Source organism: Desulfovibrio sp. JC022 (assembly GCF_010470665.1).
Taxonomy (GTDB): Bacteria; Desulfobacterota; Desulfovibrionia; order Desulfovibrionales; family Desulfovibrionaceae; genus Maridesulfovibrio.
In genome coordinates, this window is record NZ_VOPZ01000004.1 from 307931 (window position 1) to 323943 (window position 16013).

Consider the following 16013-nt stretch of genomic DNA (forward strand, 5'->3'; position numbering starts at 1 on the left):
CTTAAGATATAAAACTATTACTTTTTATGCGGGGTGTTACGCTTTCTTCGTCCTTTCTTATCCGAGGAGTTGCGCTTTCTTCCTTCTTTTTTGTCCGATCCGTAACGCTTTCTACCTTCTTTTCTATCCGGTCCATTGCGCTTTTTGCCCTCTTTTTTATCCGAAGAAGATGAAGAGAAATCAGACTTGGGAGCGTTGTAATTGAACTGATCCAGATAAAGAAGCTCCAACCCACAGCCTAGACCTTCTTCAATTTCAGCAAGACGGGTCTTTTCTTCATTTGCAACAAAAGTATAGGCAGTGCCTTTAGCATCAGCCCGTCCTGTCCTGCCCGTGCGATGGACAAAAATTTCCACATTGTCGGGCATGTCATAATTTATGACGTGAGTGATGTTTGAGCAGTCGATGCCTCGCGCAGCAAGGTCAGTGGCAACAAGGATAGAGAATTCCCCGTTCTTAAAGCCTTCAAGGGCACGATTACGCTTGCTTTGGGAAAGATCACCATGCAGGTCCGCAGCAGGCAACCCATCCTTTATTAGCCGCAGAGCAAGCCTTCTGGCCCAGCGTTTGGTACGCACAAAAATCAGCACCCGCTCATAAAAAATTTCCATTAGCAGATTTTTTAGAAAACTCTGTTTCAAATGCAAAGGAACGGGACAGCAAAAATGCTTAACTCCGTCCGCGCTGACTGTAACTGCCACTCGCACCACTTCCGGGTCATTCAGGATAGTCTTGGAAAGCGTGCTGATTTGATCAGGCATGGTAGCGGAAAACATCAAATTCTGTCGCTTTGCCGGAAGACTGGAAAGCACCTTCTCCACTTCGTCCATAAACCCCATATCAAGCATATGATCCGCTTCATCCAAGATAAGGGTATCTACATGGGAAAGATCTATTTCACCACGCTCCAGCAGATCGAGCAGCCTTCCGGGAGTGGCATTGACCACGGTAGCCTTCTTGACCTCTTTGGCCTGCTTGCCGATTCCCGCGCCGCCATAAACAGCAGCACTGCGAATTCCGGTCTGCCTGCCCAACTCAATGAATGTTTCATGAGTCTGCATAGCCAGTTCACGGGTGGGTGAAAGTATCAACACCCGAACCGGACCACGTTTCGAGGCTTCTTGATCGAGCAAACGCTGCAGCACAGGCAGCGCGAAAGCGGCAGTCTTACCTGTACCGGTCTGGGCAAGGCCCATGACATCACGTCCTTCAAGCACAGCTGGAATAGTCTTCACCTGCACAGGGGTGGGTACTTCATATCCGGCACTGCGGATGCCCGAGACAAGGCGCATGTCAAACTGGAATTGATCGAAACTCAAATAGGAATCCACCCAAAACTACGCCAATTTACAAACTAAAACAGCGAAGCTTAATAAAAGTTTTTGAAGAGTCCAGAGAAACTTTTTTCAAAAAGTTTCTTTGGCCGCCGGAGGCGAAATATTTTCAAACAAGAGCGCGAAGCGCATAAAAATAAAAAAGCGCGCCCCTTGCGAGGCGCGCGGATCATTATATATTTATGATGTCGTGTAAAGCGTTGAATCTACCACCTGCGCGGCAGCCTGCGCTGCGCCCACTCAGAAAGATAGGGCAGCAGTTCTTCGCCGAGCTGATGCAGGGGCACAATATTTCCTTCGATTATGATGCCTTGCGGAAACAGGTTCATGTCATGATATTCCTTGGGTCCCTGAAAGGCAGTGTTCTTAGCCAGCAGCACTGATACATTCAAATCCTTGCAGAAGGCGATCAATCCTTCGGGGAAGAATGCAGCATCTTTGATGTTTTTGCCGAGGGTGCGAAATAGGGTCTTGCAAATGGAAACAAAATGTTCACGGCGCAGAGGCTGATGCATAGCGGCTACGGTTTCGTTGGAAACAAAAGTCACAACTTTATTTGCCAGAGGAGCGTAGTTCTTGGCATCGCGAGCGTCACCGAGGATAATTTCAGCAATACCCAGTTCCTTAAAAATTTTGTAGCTCTGCAAACCTACCATTTTGTCGTATTCAATTCCGTAGAGAGTGATGTTCTTAAAACCGTTGCGACGGGCGTGGATGTGCTGAGCAAGGAGCAGAATTCCGGTTCCGGTACCGATGTCGAGACCGACATACTCATCCTGCTCAAGGAGTTTGGGAGAAATGTTCTGGGTCACGATGGAACGAATGATGTGGCTGGTCTTGGTGATGTCCGCGAGCATGCGCAGGGAAAAGGACCACTGACGCAGATAATTCATCAATTCGATATCGTCATCAGGCTCATTGAGGCTGCGGTGACGGCTGAACATCTCACACAGCTTGCTTACTTCCTCAAGGGAGACGGGTTTGTCAAAACCGCTCTTGTGTACATAGCAATAGAAAAATTTGAGTACCATGCCCATGATCATGGAATCGGAAATCCTGACCGAAGGATCGCTCATGCGGTCCACATCTGTAAGCAGCGGACTGTCAGAATATAGTGACGGATCAATGACCATCTCTTCCGGGCCCATGAACGCATGGTGAATTTTACCCATCTCAACTGTGCTTTGTTCCTGCATTTCAACACTCCTTGCGAACATCATATATTAAAATCATGAAGGCATGCTTTACCTACTGCACGGTGAAATGCACAGACTGTTCCCATTTGTTAAGAAGTCCCCCATCTGCGTATAAAAAAACTCTAGAGCCTGTAGTAAGATATTGTTTTTAAAGAAAAATATAATTTTCAAAAACATAAAGAAAGGCCGTCTCCAAATCTGGAAACGGCCCTTAGAGGCAAAAAATTCCATCTCCCGCAGGCGGCAAAAATGACACCTGCCTGAATCAGGTAATCAGAAAAAATCAGAACCTGCGAAATGATCCTTCCCCGGAATATTTCGCCCTGATTCCGTCAACAACCTCACGGTGGGCCTTGAACGGATTCAATGGCTCAATTTTCTCGGCAATGGACTCAAGGCCGTGCTGGGGAAACCTTTCAAGATGCAGATTATAGCCCTTGATCATGAGATTTTCCAGATTCACGCTGTCCAGCACGTTATAAGCCAGCAGGGTTTCAAGGGCGCGATCATCACCGTTCATCTCATATTCATTCCAGAGCAGCACTGCGAAGTAACCGTCCAGCCCTTCAGCATCACCACGGTCCATGCCGAAGTAGCGTTCAATTCCTTTCAACCCTCCGGTAATTCCCAGAGAGCGGAAGACAAAACGCAGGTCGATATGAGCGGCTTCCACCTTGATACCGAAATATTTTTCTATAAACGGCACATCAAAACATTTGCCGTTAAAACTTACGATCAGCGGATAACGGGCGATCTCTTCTTCAAAATCGTACAGGTTCTTGCCCTGCACATACGTTTTGATTTCTTTCCCGTTCCAGAGGGCAATGGTGGTAATGTCACAGCTATGCGCATCGGTTCCGGTGGTTTCAATATCAATATAAGCAACATTATCCCGAAAGTGAGAATAAAGCCGCCACTGGTCGGAAGCAGGAAGACGGTCCGCAAACCAGTTGGCATCACTTTCCTCAAGCTTCTGCTTTGATTCACCGCATCCTTTTTCCAGTTCATTCATTTTTGCATCGGAAAGGGGCGTGGCAATTCCATCAAGAATGTCGTTCCAGTTGTTCACTCCAGCCTGCCAGATTTTGGCCTCTGTAGTACTTCCTATTCCTTTAAGATGACAAAAAGTTCTTTCGAGCATTTAAAAACAGCCCTGTTTTTCAAATAGTTAATTAAAAACGGACAAAAAGTCCTATGTACGGCTCCCGGCATAGCTTCCGGGATAATAACCCTACGTCAGGGAGAGGATTAGCCGTAATGCTCCTCTTAGTCCAGCAATTACGTAACATTGACATTATTCTGCCACTGACCATACATATATGAATGGTAAAAAGATTATCACTGTAAATAATAGCCGCTATGGGAAATTTGACAATGGAAAAAATCAATTTTCAATACATTCTTGACCTGATTCAATCGCAAGTAATTAATCCTGTTGAAAAATTTATCTCCACCCTGCCGCAGGAATCATTCTACCTGATTCTGGCGGCAGCAGGATTGATCGGACTTCTGGCGGCTGTTTTCGCATTTCTGCTCTTACGCCCCAAACCGCAAAAAAAACAAAAACCCCAAGGGCCGCAAAACTTTGTTCAATTCTTTCAGAGCAGCGGAACAATCATGGATATAGCCGCCGCAGGTCACCATGAAAATGTACTGGGCAGAGCGGTGCTGACCGCGGTAAAGCCCGATCGTATGCGCCTTGAAATAATTGAAGAAAGCGGTATCGCAAAACTTGGACCCACTGCAGAAATTATTCTCATGTTTCCCCCGGAACAGAGTGCCGCAGGAAAGGTCAATTCCTTCAGGTCGACCATAAGTTCCCTTGAATGCGACGAAGAAGGCTGCGGCAGGATGACCCTCACTCCTCCGGTCAAATTTTCCTTGGTAAAAAGACGCCGCCACAAACGGAAAAGAGTCATTGACCAGCAGTTTATCAGGGTCAAACTCTGGCGGGGCAAAGCAGACAGTGACGATACCTCATTTGTGGACCGCATCCCGGACCTTGCAGTGAATTCATACGATCCCCGCTCCACCGGACACGAAGATAATCAGGTCATCAATATCTCCAACGGGGGCATCGGGGTGGGTACATCCCCCACGCTGGTGGAATCAAAATTCAACATCAATGATGATGTACTGATCAGTATCTTCATGTTTAATTTCAGGCAGAAAGTATTCAAACCATACTGGTATGCCGGAAAAATCCGTTCCATTGAAAGCATGGACAGCCAAACCTGCCGAGTAGGTGTTGAGTTCACTGTCACCGGAAAGATGCGTGATGAAAATGAACAGAATATTGATTGGAAGGAAATGTAGCTAAAAGCCCAAAAATCCCCCACTGACTAAGTCAGCGGGGGATAATTGTACCGTTGTTACGCAAAAGGACAGTTTATGAATCGTTTTGCGATTTATCCAACCTTGTTAATGTAACGATTGGCAATCAAGGGGGTGCCGCGAACGGCATTGCCGTACCCCTTGAAGCGGGTACTTTCCTTCTTAACCCGCCCGATATCCTGTCTCAGGGATTCATGGAGTTTCTTGGCCTCCGATGTAAGCTGCCCTTGCAGGTTCTTGAGCTTGTTAAGCTTTTCCAAAATCTGGTCCAGACTCACACTCTCTTTTGTTTCCAGAGCCTGATCGGTGAGTACACCTCTCCTTTCTGCGGCGTCAAAAGCATCGTCCACTTCGCCCGCCACCAGAAATCTCAACTCTTCGTATCCGATTTCAAGAGCCTGATCCAGAAGTTCCAAGGTTTCGGCCATAACAGTCTACCTCTTGGCTACCTCCCTGAGATCCTCGCGAATGATGGAGATAACATTCTTCCATTTTTCAACGGAAGGCAGGAATTCATATTCGAGCAAATCAGCCAGCAAAATCCAGTCCTCGTTTTCAAGGACTTCGGTCATTTCAGTGAAAAGACCGGAAAAATCTTCCACTACCTTTTCAAAATCGTCATGCTGCTTGATGGCGAACTGGTCACGCAGGTTGCCGACCATGCCGAGGAAATCCCTGATCACATCAAGAAGATCCTGATAAAGTTCAAGGGCTTCAGCATCATCTGCCTGCCTGAAAAGCTCTGCAACCTGCTTGCCGCCGCCGGCCATGATATTCACGACCTTGTAGAGTTCAAGGGTGATAGCACTGGCCATTTCAACTGCGGAAGCACTAACGATTTCAAGGCTTTCGATTTCGGAAGTCTCAATATCTTCCGACTGGTTGGGGTAAATTTCACTGAAAGGTTCATCATTGACCTTAACGTCGGTCACAATGCGGTCTTCAAGGTGTCCGGATTCCAGCACCTTATCAAAAACCTGCTCAAGATTTTCAAAGCTTCTGATATCGAAATCAGTTTTGGTTCCATCAATAACGATCATAGTGACTCTCCTCCTAAATTAGGTACGTAATTTTTTCCGGTTGGTCCGGTACGCCCTAGATAATACAAGAGTCATGCCAACCTTATTCAACAGAAACTGACATACCACCGATCAAATCCATATACCGGGACAGCTGCTCCATTACCCCATCCATATTTTCATGGGCTCTGGACTCGATCATCCACATGGAAGAAAGAACTGAAAGCTCAGGACAAGATGACAAAATATCCTGTATTTTCTGCAAATTAGCTAAAAATTTTATTTTTATGGCTTCAATAGGATCAGCCTTAAGAATCATCGCCTGCTTGCTGAGCAGAAAGAGCACATCCCGGCTGCTGTTAAGCGTGCTGAGCAATCTGGACCGGAGATCGGAGGAAAGCTCTATTCGGGGAAGGTCAGCAGCGGCAATATCTTCTCCGTCAAGAAAACGACGGTAAAGTTCACGCTGCAAAAGAATCCATTTATGACGATCACTCTGCTCATGCCCGGAAAGTGAACTTAGGGAAATAAAACCAAGTCCATCACGCCCGGTAAGGTAAGCGCGTACTTCCCTGTTTTCAATCCGCCCCCACTTCCCGCTATCAATAAACGATGAAGCTGCTTCAAAAACAGCATCCGGCGCAACTTCCTGTCGGCAAATATTATCGTAAACGCATTTCTGTCCGAAAGGGCAGGGATGACAATCCAGGTCCGGCTCAAAGCAACACAGGTTTTCGGCTGCCGGGCCGGTATCCCACGGCTGGGCAGTAGCCAAAAAGATAGCAGCCAACGGAGTTCCAACCCCGGCGGCAAGATGCATGGTTCCGGTATCGTTGGTCACCAGCAGATCCAGACGGCGCAGCACAGCGGCAAGCTCAGGCAGGGAAGTTCCGCCCATAAGGTTGACGGACGGAAATTCAGCTCTCTCAAGAATACGCTCCCCCAGTCCTCTTTCACTTTCAGCCCCCAGCAGCACCGGAACCCGGCGCTTTTCCTTCCACAATCTGCGTCCAAGTTCCCTGAAATGATCCACTGGCCAGCGTCTGCGGTCCTCACTGGCTCCGGGCTGAAATCCTACGAACCCTTTGGCTCCTGGCGCGGGGTTTTCCAACAACTTCAGGGCCGCAACCTTCATTTCCGGGGAAGGCTCTGCCAGCTCAAACGGTGCGGGGTTGTCTATACCCGCAACCTTGCTGAACAGATCAACCACATTGAACGGGCTGGACCCGCGATTGGAAGAAGCCATTTGCAGGAACCCGGCCCAGCGTGAGGTATCAGCATTAAAGCCGAATTCGTCCATGGCGAAACCGCGCACCTCACGCCCTTTGCTTAATCTGAGGGCTATTAATCTTGATGAAACGGACGGAGTCAGGTTTATGACCAGAGCAGGATCAAAGGAATCTTCTATTTCAGCGCAATATGATTCAAAAAGATTAACGGCATCGCGCCAGTCCCGGTCAATGGCTGCCAGCAGGGATGATCCGGGCAGAGGGAAAGTCTTTGCCACATTGCGCAGCAGCTGCGTTGTACCGGCAAAATTTTTCAAACACATGACCCCCACTTCATAGCCCTGTTCTGCTAAAGCAGTAATTACAGGCTGGGTCTGGAGCAGGTCCCCGAAACGGGTGAGATTGATAACTAACGCTTTCATGGAAGATGCCTCCGGCGGCCCTTCGGGGACCAGAGAACCTTTTTTTGGAAAAAAAGGTTCTCTGGACTCTCCAAAAAAACTTTTAATAGGGCTTCGCCGCTTCGTATGGTTAATTTGTATTTTTTTAAGTATATACCGTAACTCTGAAGACAATGCTACTCACAGCAAACGGTATCTTTTTCGGGTAAACGGCACGAACTTTCCGCCAAACGGTTTTTAATTCCGTTGAGTGATTTTCTTCCACCGTTTATCGAAAACCATGTGCATGCAATCTTAAAAATGTATATAACACTAGACATCCGGTAAAAATTTTCTGCTGACACATGCACTTTAAAAAAAGACCTCAGGAGGCCACCTTATGACTGAAGAACAAAAAATTGAAAGTCTCTCCAAAGAAAACAGGCTCTTTAATCCTCCTACCAATTTCCCCGGCGCATGCGTGAAAAGCCTTGAAGAATACAAGGCTATTTACGACCGTTCCATCAACGACATGGAAGGTTTCTGGGCCGAACGTGCCGACGAGCTGCTCACCTGGGACAAGAAGTGGGACAATGTTCTTGATTACGATTTCGACAAACCGGAAGTTAAATGGTTTGAAGGCGGCAAACTCAACGCCTCCGCCAACTGCCTTGACCGCCACATTGAAAATGGTCGCCGCAACAAAGCCGCCCTCATCTGGCAGGGCGAAGAAGATCATGAAGTAAAAGTCTACACCTACGATATGCTGCACCGCGAGGTATGCCGCTTTGCCAACGTGCTCAAAAAACTGGGCGTGCAAAAAGGTGACCGCGTATCCATTTACCTGCCCATGATCCCGGAACTGGCTATCGCCATGCTGGCATGTACCCGCATCGGCGCACCCCACTCCATCATTTTCGCAGGCTTCAGCTCCAACAGCCTGCGTGACCGCATCAACGACTGCGGCGCAAAAGTTCACATCACCGGAGACGGCGTTCTGCGCGGCGGAAGAAAAATCCCGCTCAAACCCAACTCCGATGAAGCTCTCAAAGAGTGCCCTTCTGTTGAACAGTGCGTTGTTGTTCCCAGAGCAAACAATGAAATTGAAATGGTCGAAGGCCGTGACCGTCTCTGGTCCGACCTCATGGAAGACCCGGAAATTACCGACAACTGCCCCTACGAACTGATGGATTCCGAAGATCCGCTCTTCATCCTCTACACTTCCGGCAGTACCGGAAAGCCCAAAGGTGTTTTTCACACCACCGGCGGCTACATGACCTACGCCGCCCACACCTGCCAGTGGGTATTCGACCTTAAAGATGATGACGTGCACTGGTGCACCGCCGATATCGGCTGGGTAACCGGACATTCCTACATTGTTTATGGACCGCTCGCCCTTGGAGCCACCAGCGTCATGTTTGAATCCGTACCCACCTACCCGGACCCGGCAAGATTCTGGCAGGTCTGCGAAAAATTTCGGGTAAATATCTTCTACACCGCGCCCACTGCCATCCGCGCCCTCATGAAGGAAGGCGACCAGTGGACCAAGAAATACGATCTCTCCAGCCTGCGCATTCTCGGCACGGTCGGTGAGCCCATCAACCCTGAAGCATGGATGTGGTACCACGAAAATATCGGTGCCGAGAAACTGCCCATCGTTGACACATGGTGGCAGACGGAAACAGGCGGACATGTCCTTTCCCCGCTGCCCTACGCCACCCCGCTCAAGCCCGGCTCGGCAACCCTCCCGCTGCCCGGCATTGATGCGGCAATTGTGGACCGCCACGGCGATGAAGTCGGTCCCAACGAAGGCGGTTTCCTCGTAATCCGTAAACCGTGGCCCGGTATGCTGCGCGGAGTCTGGGGTGCCCCTGAAAGGTACAAAAAACAGTACTTTGAAGGATTCCCCGGAACATACGAATCCGGCGATGGAGCACGCAGAGACGAAGATGGGTACTTCTGGATCATGGGCCGTGTGGACGATGTAATCAACGTTTCCGGTCACAGACTGGGAACCGCTGAAATCGAATCCGCACTGGTTTCCCACCCGGCAACCTCCGAGGCAGCTGTCGTAGGTATGCCTCACGAGGTTAAGGGCCAGACCATTTACGCTTACGTGACCCTCAAGGCCGAATACGACGAGGATGATGACCTGATCAAGGAACTGCGTATGCATGTTCGTAAGGAAATCGGTCCTCTGGCAGCACCGGAAGTGATCCAGTTCGCTCCCTCCCTGCCTAAGACCCGTAGCGGTAAGATCATGCGCCGTATCCTGCGCAAGATTGTAGAAGGCGATACTTCGAACCTCGGCGACACTTCGACACTGGCTGATCCTTCAGTAGTGACCGATCTCATCGAAGGTTATGAAGAAATAATGAATCCATAAGTATGGCAAAGGGTTGCCCGGAAGTCTCCCGGTTCCAGATTAGAACCGGGAGATAGTTCAGCAGCTCGATGCATACCGGATGAGACCGGGATATACGGAATATGTTTCTATCTATTTTGGAAGGTGGCTATGGAAACATCGTGTATTCCGGTCTATTTTTTCCTTCCCCCTAAGGGCAGAGTTTCCACCTCAAAGCCACTCTTTCTATTGATTATAAGATCAGCCACTTCTTGATATTGATTCTTATAACCCCATCCATTACCCCTCCTTTATTTAAGGCAACAGGACAAATTCCACATTATATTCCAACCCCAAAATAATATTAAGGCTCGCACTAAAAACATACCTTTTTACTCGGCTATAAGCAAACCAAGCTCCATATATTAGATGTTACACAGCCGACAATCTACTGCCATTGACCTTCCCCTTGAGGTCAAAGCTATGCTGTATGCAGGATTAAAAAATTGTATTGCGCGATACAATTCTTTTGAGGTTGTTTTACTATTTTACCAAGGGAAGTTTATGAGACAAGATTTAAAAAAAAAGCATTCAGCACTGAGCGTGCTGCTCACAGCAATGCTGACACTTTTCTTCTGCGCCACAGCTCAGGCTGACGTAAAAATCATCACCGGCCCGACACCTATCCCCGCAGGGGAATGTATCGGAGCTGAAGATATTACCCTCCGGAACGACTATCTTGCTGTCACCTTCGGAGTAACCACTCCCGGCCCCTGGGGAGTTCCCAGCGGCGGTATTATTGACGGCGCGGTCATTCGTGACGGCCAGTATGAAATGGATCACATCGCCCTGATGGACTTCATTCCCAACAACTGGTCCAGCTGGCCCAACACCTACCAGAAAATCGAAGTGGTCAAAAACACCCCCGAAGAAGGCGTCATCAAGGTTACCCGCGATTGGGAAAAAACCACCATCCAGACTGTTTATACCCTGAAAAAAGGCGGACACAGGATTCAGGCCGAGACCACAATGGTCAACGATGATTCCAAGCCCTACGACGGTCTGCTTTCCGGTTACGTTCTCTGGCCCGAAGGCGGATTCGCCATGCAGACTCCGGGCACTGAAGGAATGAAAAAAGGCGACATCAAAGGCAAAGCTCTCGGTGACTGGGTTGTCCACTACAATGACAACTGGTCCATCGGCCTGCACGCTCCCTACGTTGATTTCATCAACTACAACGCAAAAGACATGTATACCGCGCACGACCTGAAAGTGAACGGCAAAAAAGAATTCCCCGGCTGGCTTGAAATCCATGCAGATGGCGATATCTCCCCGCTGGTTGAATTCGAAACCGAGCGCAAAGGTCTTGAGTCCGCAGTACTAAGCGGCAAGGTTGCCACCAAAGACGGCAAGACAATGAATGATCCTGTTGTGATCATTGAAAAAAACGGAAAACCCTACACTTGGACCATCGGCAACGCAGGCACCTACAGCGTAACTCTTCCTGTAGGCAAATACACCGCATATGCCGCTGGCAAAAGCTATGCTTCCAGCAGCAAAAAGAAAGTCACCCTCAAGTCCGGTAAACAGACCAAGTGCAACTTCAGCGACATGAGATATCCGGGTGAAATCAACTTCACCGTGGTAGAAAAAAACAGCGGCATGCCCATTGATGCCCGCATCACCATCGAAGAAGGCGAAAGCCCGCTGGTAAAATTCCTCGGTCAGCAGACTTTCTTCACAGAGCTGAATAAAGCAGGTCAGATCAAGCTTCCTTTCGGTCCCGGCAAATATGTATTCAAAGTTGCTTCCGGAGAATCCTTTCTCTCCAAAGCAGAAAAAGTAGCAGCAACCGTTAAATCCGGCGACAAAAGCAACGTCAAAGTTGAAATTGAAACCGTGACCCACCCCGAGTCCAAAAACTGGTATTCCGCAGATATGCATCATCACTCCGACCTCGTGGACGGTGTGACCGCTCCCGAATACCTGGTCCGCTCCCAGCTGGCAGCACGCCTGAACTTCACCCTGGTCAGTGACCATGATCTCGTTAACCGCCACTACGATGTCTTGAAGCTCAGCAAAATCCGCGGATTCGAGTTCATCCCGTCCATCGAACTCTCTCCGGACTGGTCACACTTCGGTGCATTTCCCCTTGAAATAGGACAGGAACTGACTGTTAAGCCCGGAACAGCCACCGTGCAGGAACTCTTCGCCGATGCCCGCAGCATGGGTGCAACCGCACTTGCTGCTAACCACCCCTACATTCCCTACGGTTACTTCTACGCTCTTGATAACGGTAAGGTTCCCGGCGGTTTCGATCCCAACTTCGATCTCGTGGAACTCAACATCGCAGGACATGTGGAAAAAACCATAGCCCGCATGCAGGACCTTTGGGCTAAAGGTGCCAAGTACTACCTCAGTGCCGGAACCGACACCCACGATGTCTGGAACGAAATCAGCGGCGATATTCGTATGTTCGCCCACATTGACGGTGCACAGACTCCCGACAACTTCGTAAATTCGCTTCTCGCCGGTAGTGCATATGCCTCCACCGGACCGCTGCTCTTCCCCGAAGTAATGTTTGGTAGCACCGTGAAGGCTGTCGAAGGTGAAAAAGTTGTTGTAAACTTCACCGCACAGGCCGTTAACGGTCTCAAAGAAGTTCAGCTCTTCAGCCGTGGCAAAGTTGTCGACTCCGTAAAATTCGGCGACAAGCCCGTAACCCGTGACTTCTCCCTGTCTTTCAAGGCAATGGAGGACAGCTACTACTCAATCGTTGTTGTAGACACCAAAGATAGAAAAGCCTGGTCCAACCCGGTTTGGATTGATGTTGTAACCTACGGCAAGACTCCTGAAACAATCGCTAAAATGAAATAATTACAGCAGGCCGGGGAAGCCTCACTCCCCGGCCTGTATCCCTCCCCCGCATTTCTTTTCGCCAGTTTATTTCTCCCGCTTGCAAATCCACCCCATATTGATATTATGAGTAATAATATTCTCAATATATTTGATTAAAGGAGCGAGTGATGCGGCGAGAGATAAAACAGATATTCTATGGCGAACCTGTTCATGAAGGTGCCGGGGTAAAACTGCACCGGGCCTTCGGCTATTTTGAAGCCTCCCTTTTCGACCCTTTCCTCATGCTCGACGACTTCCGTTCGGACAATCCCGAAGATTATTTAAAAGGATTCCCGTGGCATCCACACCGGGGCATTGAAACCATCACCTACCTATTAAAAGGAGATGTGGAACACGGGGACAGCCTCGGCAATACAGCTGTAACCAAGGCTGGAAGTGTGCAATGGATGACCGCAGGCAGTGGAATAATCCATCAGGAAATGCCCAAAGGAGACGATGACGGCTCCATGCACGGATTCCAGCTCTGGGCAAATTTAAGTTCCGAAAACAAAATGATTGATCCCGAATACCGAGAAATCCAATCCGAAGAAATCCCGGTTGTTAAGCGCGAAGACGGCAGCAGCATCAAGGTAATTGCCGGAAAAGTAGACCATATCCAAGGCCCGGCAAGAGGAATCGGCATAGATCCGCAATATCTGGACGTGACCGTTCCCGCAGGGCTTGAATTTATCCATCCCACCACACGCGGCTACACCGCATTCATTTACGTTACCGCAGGAAAAGGAACCGTTAATGGACAAAAAGTAGAAAACCGCTCGCTGGTTCTCTTTGAAGATGGAGATGAACTGGCGATCAATGCAGGCGAAACCCCGCTCAGTTTCCTGTTGCTGGCCGGGAAGCCCATTAATGAGATGATCTACTGGCGCGGCCCCATTGTCATGCATACCGCAGAAGAGCTGAAAAAAGCTTTTCAGGAGTATGAGGAAGGGAGTTTCATTAAGCACCCAAAACCATAAACGGACAAATATGCAGGACGGACGGCAAATAACCGGACAAAGAGACAAAAGACAACAACGATCTTCCCGTTCACCGAAAATAGAATGCACCAAAACCCCAGCCATGCTTTTATGGCAGCACGGATAAGGATAACAGCAGAAAAAGGACCCGGATTCGAAAACACAGAAAAAAGATCAACTTCAACATCGGGGGAAAAATGAGCGAAACAAAAGTAATGAACAGATGGTTTGCCGTAGCAGGAGCGGTGCTCATGCAATTGGCTCTGGGCGCAATCTACGCATGGTCGGTATTCACCCCCTCACTCATTGAGGCCGGATGGAGCAAGTTTCAGACTCAGGTTGTTTTTTCCATCGGGCTGGTCAGTTTTGCTATTTCCATGGTCTGGGCCGGAAAAAAACTTGCCAAGTGGGGGCCCATGAAACTTTCCTTTCTCAGTGCTCTCGTACTGGGAGCGGGTTATGCCCTTGCCGGGCTTGTGGGCGGAACAAACTTTACCGCCCTTTGTCTGTTCATCGGTCTCATCGGTGGTGCCGGGATCGGCCTCGGCTACGTGGTTCCCATTGCCGTGGGCATGCGCTGGTTTCCCGATAAAAAAGGATTCATCACCGGATTGGCTGTTGCCGGGTTCGGCTTCGGGGCCATGGCCTGGGTCAAGCTGGCCGGGGCATGGGGTAACCTGATCGGAACAATCGGTCTTTCTTCCACCTTTTCACTTTACGGCCTGCTCTTCTGTTTGATGATCGCAGCGGGCGGATTCTGGATGCGCTTTCCCCCGGAAGGCTGGGCACCCGAAGGCTACCATCCTGAAACAAACGCTGATGCAGCAAGTGATGCTGAAGAGGAAAACTTCAGCACAGCCGAAATGCTCAAAACTCCGCAATTCTTTCTCATTTTTGCCACTTTCACCTTCAGTGCCGCAGCCGGACTCATGTCCATCGGGCTGATGAAACTCTACCCCATGGAAGCCTTGCAGGCATCCGGTCACAGCGTAGCAGAAGCCAGTGCCATAGCCGGAACCGCCATGGCTGTCTTTTTCAGCCTCGCCAACGGGCTGGGTCGTATCATCTGGGGAACCTTAAGTGACAAGCTGGGCCGCAAACGTTCCATCCTGCTCATGACCGCCATTCAGGGCGCAACCCTGCTGGCATTTACCTCCATGGCCGGGAACACCTTCCTGCTCTACGTGGGAGCGACCATCATCGGCTTCAACTTCGGCGGCAACTTCGCCCTCTTCCCAACCATCACAGCCGACACCTTCGGTACCAAGAGCGTGGGCCAGAATTATCCCTACATATTCCTCGCTTACGGAGCAGGCGGCATCGGCGGCCCCATGCTCGGAGGAGTACTCGGCGATATGGGTAACTTCCCGCTGGCCTTCACCATCTGCGGTGTATGCTGCTTCATCGGAGCAGCGGCAATATTCATGCTCAAAAAGCCCCACCGGAGCTTAAACGCCAGCCCGGAGACAACCGGCTAGCAACTTTTCATCAGGGTATTGAGAACATCTCATCTCTGAAGAAACTCCTAACGGAAGCTTAGCTCATTTAACTTCCGTACCCCCTAAAAACTCCCCGCCCGGTGCATGTGCATCGCTGCGGGGAGTTTTTGTTTTTTACGGACTCCCTCTATTGAACTTCCCCCCCGAACCGCATACCATCCGACATCACTCATCCAAAAGGAGCCACCCCATGCCGAAATCCCGCTGCCAATGGGCAAAACACGAACTCGAAATAGCCTATCACGACACAGAATGGGGAGTCCCTCTGCATGACGATCAGGGCCACTTTGAATTTCTCATTCTGGAAGGCGCGCAGGCCGGACTCTCATGGCTGACAGTGCTTAAGAAACGGGAAAATTACCGCGCAGCCTTTGCTGATTTCGATCCTGAAATCGTTGCCCGCTTCACCGAAGAGGATCTTGAACGGTTGCGTCAAAACGAGGGAATCATCCGCAACAAGCTCAAAATCAACTCGGCTGTGCGCAATGCCCGTGCCTTTCTGGATATTCAAAGAGAATTCGGCAGCTTTGACAGCTACATCTGGCAGTTCACTGAAGGTCAGACAATTCAGAACAATTGGAAATCACCTGAAGAGGTCCCTGCCAAAACAAAAGAAGCGGAAGCCATGAGCAAGGATTTAAAAAAAAGAGGATTCAATTTCGTGGGACCGACAATCTGCTACGCCTACATGCAGGCAACCGGAATGGTTAACGATCATCTGGTCAGTTGCTTTCGGCACAAAGACCTGCTCGATGCTGGATAAGATGCACGGAAACATAGCTTTCAAATTTACAATTACCATG

At 49.4% G+C, this 16013-nt stretch carries 12 protein-coding genes; 6 read left to right on the forward strand and 6 right to left on the reverse strand.

Features of this window, described 5'->3' with window-relative positions:
- Positions 1 to 17 precede the first annotated feature (17 nt).
- The 3 genes from FMS18_RS08420 to FMS18_RS08430 all read right to left on the reverse strand — a co-directional run bounded on the left by FMS18_RS08420 (position 18) and on the right by FMS18_RS08430 (position 3671).
- A complete protein-coding gene (locus FMS18_RS08420; RefSeq protein ID WP_163293392.1) occupies positions 18 to 1319 on the reverse strand; it encodes a DEAD/DEAH box helicase in 1302 nt (433 codons plus the stop codon).
- A gap of 221 nt (positions 1320 to 1540) precedes the next feature.
- Positions 1541 to 2530 carry a class I SAM-dependent methyltransferase gene (locus tag FMS18_RS08425; RefSeq protein ID WP_163293394.1) on the reverse strand — a complete coding sequence of 330 codons (990 nt, stop codon included), beginning with the start codon at positions 2528 to 2530 and terminating at the stop codon, positions 1541 to 1543.
- A gap of 283 nt (positions 2531 to 2813) precedes the next feature.
- Positions 2814 to 3671: a ribonuclease H-like domain-containing protein gene (locus tag FMS18_RS08430; RefSeq protein WP_163293396.1), complete on the reverse strand. Its 858-nt coding sequence runs from the start codon at positions 3669 to 3671 to the stop codon at positions 2814 to 2816.
- A gap of 233 nt (positions 3672 to 3904) precedes the next feature.
- Here FMS18_RS08430 and FMS18_RS08435 point away from each other — a divergent pair, with 233 nt between their 5' ends.
- Entirely contained in the window at positions 3905 to 4846 is a 942-nt protein-coding gene (locus FMS18_RS08435) for a PilZ domain-containing protein (protein WP_163293398.1), read from the forward strand.
- Between the two features lie 92 nt (positions 4847 to 4938).
- Here FMS18_RS08435 and FMS18_RS08440 read toward each other — a convergent pair whose 3' ends face one another.
- From FMS18_RS08440 to FMS18_RS08450, 3 genes are all read right to left on the reverse strand, one after another.
- Entirely contained in the window at positions 4939 to 5292 is a 354-nt protein-coding gene (locus FMS18_RS08440) for a hypothetical protein (protein WP_163293400.1), read from the reverse strand.
- Between the two features lie 6 nt (positions 5293 to 5298).
- A complete protein-coding gene (locus tag FMS18_RS08445) occupies positions 5299 to 5904 on the reverse strand; it encodes a hypothetical protein (RefSeq protein ID WP_163293402.1) in 606 nt (201 codons plus the stop codon).
- 82 nt (positions 5905 to 5986) lie between these two features.
- Positions 5987 to 7534 (reverse strand): glycosyltransferase family 9 protein, encoded by a 1548-nt coding sequence (locus FMS18_RS08450; RefSeq protein WP_163293405.1) that lies wholly within the window; start codon positions 7532 to 7534, stop codon positions 5987 to 5989.
- Positions 7535 to 7892: 358 nt separating this feature from the next.
- Between FMS18_RS08450 and acs the strand changes: the two genes are divergently transcribed.
- From acs to FMS18_RS08475, 5 genes are all read left to right on the forward strand, one after another.
- Positions 7893 to 9878, forward strand: a complete 1986-nt coding sequence (gene acs / locus FMS18_RS08455) for an acetate--CoA ligase (protein WP_163293407.1) — start codon at positions 7893 to 7895, stop codon at positions 9876 to 9878.
- Positions 9879 to 10400: 522 nt separating this feature from the next.
- A complete protein-coding gene (locus tag FMS18_RS08460) occupies positions 10401 to 12713 on the forward strand; it encodes a CehA/McbA family metallohydrolase (protein ID WP_163293409.1) in 2313 nt (770 codons plus the stop codon).
- A 149-nt stretch (positions 12714 to 12862) separates the two neighbouring features.
- Positions 12863 to 13711, forward strand: coding sequence for a pirin family protein (locus tag FMS18_RS08465; RefSeq protein WP_163293411.1), 849 nt, complete (start codon positions 12863 to 12865; stop codon positions 13709 to 13711).
- A 197-nt stretch (positions 13712 to 13908) separates the two neighbouring features.
- A complete protein-coding gene (locus FMS18_RS08470; RefSeq protein ID WP_163293413.1) occupies positions 13909 to 15189 on the forward strand; it encodes an OFA family MFS transporter in 1281 nt (426 codons plus the stop codon).
- Positions 15190 to 15400: 211 nt separating this feature from the next.
- Positions 15401 to 15973 (forward strand): DNA-3-methyladenine glycosylase I, encoded by a 573-nt coding sequence (locus tag FMS18_RS08475; RefSeq protein ID WP_163293415.1) that lies wholly within the window; start codon positions 15401 to 15403, stop codon positions 15971 to 15973.
- Positions 15974 to 16013: the final 40 nt, after the last annotated feature.

Bases quoted from the DNA above. Each gene is read 5' to 3' on its own strand.
- FMS18_RS08425 (WP_163293394.1), bottom strand. From the start codon at position 2,530: ATGCAGGAACAAAGCACAGTTGAGATGGGTAAAATTCACCATGCGTTC.
- FMS18_RS08430 (WP_163293396.1), bottom strand. From the start codon at position 3,671: ATGCTCGAAAGAACTTTTTGTCATCTTAAAGGAATAGGAAGTACTACA.
- FMS18_RS08435 (WP_163293398.1), top strand. From the start codon at position 3,905: ATGGAAAAAATCAATTTTCAATACATTCTTGACCTGATTCAATCGCAA.
- FMS18_RS08440 (WP_163293400.1), bottom strand. From the start codon at position 5,292: ATGGCCGAAACCTTGGAACTTCTGGATCAGGCTCTTGAAATCGGATAC.
- FMS18_RS08445 (WP_163293402.1), bottom strand. From the start codon at position 5,904: ATGATCGTTATTGATGGAACCAAAACTGATTTCGATATCAGAAGCTTT.
- FMS18_RS08450 (WP_163293405.1), bottom strand. From the start codon at position 7,534: ATGAAAGCGTTAGTTATCAATCTCACCCGTTTCGGGGACCTGCTCCAG.
- acs (WP_163293407.1), top strand. From the start codon at position 7,893: ATGACTGAAGAACAAAAAATTGAAAGTCTCTCCAAAGAAAACAGGCTC.
- FMS18_RS08460 (WP_163293409.1), top strand. From the start codon at position 10,401: ATGAGACAAGATTTAAAAAAAAAGCATTCAGCACTGAGCGTGCTGCTC.
- FMS18_RS08465 (WP_163293411.1), top strand. From the start codon at position 12,863: ATGCGGCGAGAGATAAAACAGATATTCTATGGCGAACCTGTTCATGAA.
- FMS18_RS08470 (WP_163293413.1), top strand. From the start codon at position 13,909: ATGAGCGAAACAAAAGTAATGAACAGATGGTTTGCCGTAGCAGGAGCG.
- FMS18_RS08475 (WP_163293415.1), top strand. From the start codon at position 15,401: ATGCCGAAATCCCGCTGCCAATGGGCAAAACACGAACTCGAAATAGCC.